The organism is Mesorhizobium sp. M7A.F.Ca.CA.003.01.2.1 (genome assembly GCF_003998945.1).
Classification (GTDB): Bacteria; Pseudomonadota; Alphaproteobacteria; order Rhizobiales; family Rhizobiaceae; genus Mesorhizobium; species Mesorhizobium ciceri.
On the sequence record NZ_RZRA01000016.1, the window covers coordinates 1 to 5,063 of the forward strand.

Genomic DNA, 5,063 nt, shown 5'->3' on the forward strand with positions numbered 1-5,063 from the left:
GCGAACGGTCATCTTAGAGAACAAAATATAACATTAAAAGCCTAACTTCTGATCATATGTGTTCACTTTTTTGGATAGGCGCGTGCCCGCATCAGGATCCGGCTACAGCCGCCGAAAGGCCGTCAGGTCATGTAGACGCCGCCGGTCACGTTGACGCCCTGGCCGGTCATGAAGCGGGCTTGATCCGAGCAGAGGAACACGACGACGTCGGCGACATCCTCCGGCAGCTCGAGCCGGCCGAGCGGCGTCTGCGCAATATAGTCGGCGACCACCCGTTCGGGCGTGACTTGCCGCAGATGCGCCTCCCACTCGACTTCGCGCGATTGCATGCCGGTCTTGACGAACCCCGGACAGACGGCATTAACGCGTATCCCCTTGGGCGCGAGCTCGCGGGCAAAGGCCTGCGTCCAGCCGAGCACGGCGAACTTGGATGCCGAATAATGCGCCAGGAGCGGCGCACCGACCTTCGCGGCAAGCGAGGCGGTGTTGACGATGCAGCCCGTGCCCTGCTTGACAAAATGCCGTCCAGCGATCTGATTTGCCAGGAATACACCGCGGGCATTGACCGAAAAGTTGAAGTCCCACTCTTCGTCGGTCAGATCGAGCGCGTGCTGCATGGTGGACACGCCGGCATTGGCGATCAGGATGTCGCAGCCGCCAAGCGCTTCCAGTACGGTGGAGAAGGCCGCCTCGACGGAATCGCGGCGGCGGACATCGACCGTGACGGCGGCGGCACCGCCACCAATTTCCTCAGCCGCCTGACGTGCCGCCTTGGGATCCAGATCGCCGATCGCCACGGCGACGCCCTGCCGCGTCAGGGCGGTCGCGATCGCCCGGCCGATCCCCGCGCCACCGCCCGTCACGAAGGCTCGCTTGCCCGCGAGTTCGGCAAGCACGGGAGGCGTGACGGAGACAGCCGGCATGGTCGTATTCTCTCTGCTTGATGGCGGAACGCATTTTGTTGATATCGAGATGCATACCAATAAAATCGAACACTGCAAACATATTTTTGTTTGAAAATGTTTGATCATGCGGTAGTGTGAAGATCAGCAGACCGCTTCGTCGGCGGCTTACCCACCGGATACATCGATGGCAGACGACACCACCCTTCCTGAGACATCGCCGCATGGCGCACCGCGCGACGCCGATCGTCAGCGCCTTCTCGCGCACGACCGGCAGGCACGCATCCTGGCTTTGCTGCGCCGGACGGGGTCGCTCACCGTCGCCGCGGCAGCGGCCGAACTTGCCGTTTCCGACATGACGATCCGCCGCGATCTCGTCGAACTGGAACGCGAGGGTAGGCTGGTCCGAATCCATGGCGGCGCGATCGAGGCCGACAACCCGCCGCTGGTCGCCATGGACAGCGAAGAGCCGAGTTTCGATTCGCGCTTGCGCCAGCGCCGCGACCCGAAGGCCGCGATTGCCGCGGCCGCGGCCGCGCTGGTTTCGGGATACCGCACGATCGCTTTGGATGTCGGCACCACCACCTATCTGATGGCCGAGCACCTCAGGGACCTTCCGCACGCCAAGGTGTTCACCAACAGCCTCAGGATCGCGGCGGCGCTGAATGGCGGTGTGCCCGAAGTCTATGTTGCCGGCGGCCGCGTACGGGCCGACGAGATGTCGACCGGCGGGCCTGCGGCCATCGCCCAGTTCGAGGCGCTGTGGTTCGATGTCGCCGTGATCGGCGTCTCCGGTATCACAGCGGACGGCCTCTTCGATTATTCCTTCGATGATACCGATATGAAGCGCGCCTATCTGAGGCGGTCAGGCACCAAGATCGTCCTGTGCGATTCCGCCAAATTCCTGCGCATGTCGCTGGTGCGGATAGCGCCACTGTCGGACTTCGACATCCTCATCACCGATGCCGAGCCGCCGGCCAAGATCGTCGCGGCGCTCGCCGCGGCCAAGGTCGACCTGCGCATCGCGCCGCCACTGACGCGCGACTGAGGCGCGCCATTTTCACTTTATCCCCAAGGAGAAGACTCGATGGTATTTGAATTTTTCGGCGACAAGAAGAAGGCTGTCATCTCGATGGCACATATCGGTGCCCTGCCGGGAACGCCCCTCTATGATGCCGATGGCGGCCTCGACAAGCTGATCGATGGCGTACTCTCCGACATCCGCAAGCTGCAGAACGGCGGCGTCGATGCCATCATGTTCGGCAACGAGAACGACCGCCCCTATGTCTTCAAGGCGCCGCCCGAGGGCATTGCCGCCATGACTGCCATCGTCCAGGCGGTGAAGCCCGAGCTGAGAGTGCCGTTTGGCGTCAACTATCTCTGGGATCCGACTGCCAGCGTCGCGATCGGAGCTGCCACCGGAGCCCGTTTCGTGCGCGAGATCTTCACCGGCCTGTTCGCTTCCGATATGGGCTTGTGGGAGCCCGATTGCGCCGCCGCCTCGCGCCTGCGGCACAACCTTGGTCGCGACGACATGAAGCTTCTCTTCAACATCAATGCCGAGTTCGCACACTCGCTCGACCAGCGCCCGATTGAATTGCGTGCCAAGAGCGCGGTGTTCTCGTCGATGGCAGACGCGATCCTCGTCTCCGGTCCGATCACCGGCCAGCCGGCCGACCAGTCCCACCTGCGCAGCGTCTGCGAGACGATCAAGGACGTGCCGGTCTTCGCCAACACCGGCGTGAACATCGACAATGTCCGCGACGTCCTTTCGCTGGCGAGCGGCGTCGTGATCGGGACCCATTTCAAGATCGGTGGCAATACCTGGAACGCCGTCGACGGCGATCGGGTCAAGCGCTTCATGGATGTTGTCGCCACTTTGCGCTGAGGACGGCTTCCACGGCGATGCCGGCCATCGCGCCGGCTCGCGGTGATCATATCGATCGTTGCAGGCCGGCGTCCGGAATGATCGACTGGTATCGAGCAGTGCGACACAACGAGGCAGACAGGTTTCGCCCGCCTGCCCTTCCCAGCATTTCAATGGATTCGACATGGCGTTCGTTCTCGGTCTCGATATCGGCACCACCTCGACGATCGGCATCCTGATCCGGCTTCCCGATCAGGTGCTGGGCCTCGCCTCGCGCCCCGTCACGCTGCATTCCGAGCATGCGGGCTGGGCCGAGGAAGATCCCGCGCAATGGTGGACCAATGTCCGCGACATCGTGCAGGAGTTGCTCAGGACCAGCGGCATCAAGGCCGAGGAAATCGTGGCGGTCGGCACCACCGGCATGCTGCCGGCGGTCGTTTTTCTGAAAGAGAAGGGCGAAGTGCTGCGGCCGAGCATCCAGCAGAGCGACGGCCGCTGTGGCGCCGAAGTGGCCGAACTGCGGACCGAATGCGATGAGACGGCTTTCATCGCCAAGGCCGGCAACGGCATCAACCAACAGCTCGTCACCGCAAAGCTGCGCTGGATTGAGCGTCACGAGCCGGAGGTGTTCAGCCGCATCGCCACCGTTTTCGGCTCCTACGATTATATCAACTGGCGCCTCACCGGCGAACGTGCGGTCGAGCAGAACTGGGCGCTGGAGGCCGGCTTCGTCGACGTTTCGACGCACCGGATCGACGACGATCTGGTGGCGCTCGCGCACATACCGCGCTCGGCCGTGCCACGAAAGATCGCCTCGCATGAGATCCTCGGCTCCGTCTCGGCGAAGGCCGCCGATGAGACAGGCCTGATGGCGGGAACACCGGTCGTCGGCGGTGCAGCCGACATGATCGCCTCCGCGCTTGGCGCCGGCGTCGCCAAGCCGGGCGATGTCCTCCTGAAATTCGGCGGCTCGGTCGATATCCTGATCGCTACCGATCAGATCAAGCCCGATCCGCGCATGTATCTCGATTATCACCTGGTCCCGGGCCTGTTCATGCCCAATGGCTGCATGTCGACAGGCGGCTCCGCCCTCAACTGGTTCGTACGCAATTTCGCCGGCGGCGAGATGGCCGCGGCACAGGCCGAGGGTATTTCCGTACACCAGCGGCTCGATGCGCTGGCGGCAGAGCGTCCCGCCGGTGCCGACGGCCTCATCATCCTGCCCTATTTCCTTGGCGAGAAGACGCCGATCCATGATCCAGCGGCCCGCGGCGTGATCGACGGCCTGACGCTTTCGCACGATATCGGCCATGTCTGGCGCGCTTTGCTCGAGGCCTATGCCTTTGCCATCGCGCATCATGTCGAGGTGCTCAACGACATGGGCCATCGGACCGAGCGCTATCTCGCCTCCGACGGCGGCTCAAGCAGCAAGGTCTGGATGCAGATTGTCGCGGATGTCTTGCAAAAGCCGGTCCAACGCCTGACCGGGCACCCCGGCTCCTGCATCGGCGCTGCCTGGACGGCGGCGATAGGCACCGGCCTGACCGACGACTGGTCGGGCGTTTCCGGTTTCGTCAGCTTCGCCGACCGGCTCGATCCCGACCCGCGAAAGGCCGACATCTACCGCGACGGTTACCGCCGCTATCGCGATCTCTATACACGCCTATCGGCTCCTGGCGCGACCAAAGCGGGATCGCCATCGTGATGTATCGCGCCGTCGCCTGGGACATCGACGGAACGCTGATCGACAGCGAGCCGTTGCATCATCAATCTCTCCTCGCCGGCTGCCGCAACTGGAACGTCGATCTTGACGACCTGCCCGACCAAGCCTTTCGCGGCATCCATATGGGCGACGTCTGGACAATGCTGCGTCCGCGCCTCCCAGTCGGGCTTGACCAGGCGGAGTGGCTCGCCGCCATCAATGCCCACTACGTCGCCAACCGGGCGGACGCCATCCCGATCCCCGAGGCGGTCGAGACGATCCGGACCCTGGCTGACCGCGGCGTCCCGCAGGTCTGCGTGTCAAATTCCGGCCGGCAAGTCGTCAATGCCAATCTGGATGCGCTCGGCGTGCTCGACCATATGAGCCTCACAATCAGCCTCGACGACGTTACGGTCGGCAAACCCGACCCAACGCCCTATCGCGAGGCCTGCCGGCAGCTCGCCATAGCTCCGGGATCCGTCGTCGCTGTGGAAGACAGCCGCACCGGCACCAAGGCAGCACGAGCCGCCGGTCTGTTCGTGGTCGGCTATCTCCCCAGCGGCGGCCTGCTCGGCGACGTCGATCTCAGCAC

The 5,063-nt window shown here is 63.8% G+C and carries 5 protein-coding genes; 4 read left to right on the forward strand and 1 reads right to left on the reverse strand.

From position 1 onward, the window contains the following. Nucleotides 1-122: 122 nt before the first annotated feature. Nucleotides 123-923 carry an SDR family NAD(P)-dependent oxidoreductase gene (locus EN969_RS01855; protein ID WP_024502263.1) on the reverse strand — a complete coding sequence of 267 codons (801 nt, stop codon included), beginning with the start codon at nucleotides 921-923 and terminating at the stop codon, nucleotides 123-125. Between the two features lie 166 nt (nucleotides 924-1,089). On the opposite strand from EN969_RS01855, the gene EN969_RS01860 reads away from it, so the two are divergent. The 4 genes from EN969_RS01860 to EN969_RS01875 all read left to right on the forward strand — a co-directional run. After that, complete coding sequence (locus EN969_RS01860; protein WP_063170084.1) at nucleotides 1,090-1,950, forward strand: DeoR/GlpR family DNA-binding transcription regulator; 861 nt, start codon at nucleotides 1,090-1,092, stop codon at nucleotides 1,948-1,950. Between the two features lie 39 nt (nucleotides 1,951-1,989). Further along, nucleotides 1,990-2,790, forward strand: coding sequence for a BtpA/SgcQ family protein (locus EN969_RS01865; RefSeq protein WP_024502261.1), 801 nt, complete (start codon nucleotides 1,990-1,992; stop codon nucleotides 2,788-2,790). Between the two features lie 163 nt (nucleotides 2,791-2,953). Then, complete coding sequence (locus EN969_RS01870; RefSeq protein WP_127418971.1) at nucleotides 2,954-4,474, forward strand: FGGY-family carbohydrate kinase; 1,521 nt, start codon at nucleotides 2,954-2,956, stop codon at nucleotides 4,472-4,474. Continuing rightward, on the forward strand, nucleotides 4,474-5,063 hold a 590-nt coding region (locus EN969_RS01875), incomplete at its 3' end, for an HAD family phosphatase (protein WP_206525125.1). The genes EN969_RS01870 and EN969_RS01875, both read left to right, overlap by 1 nt.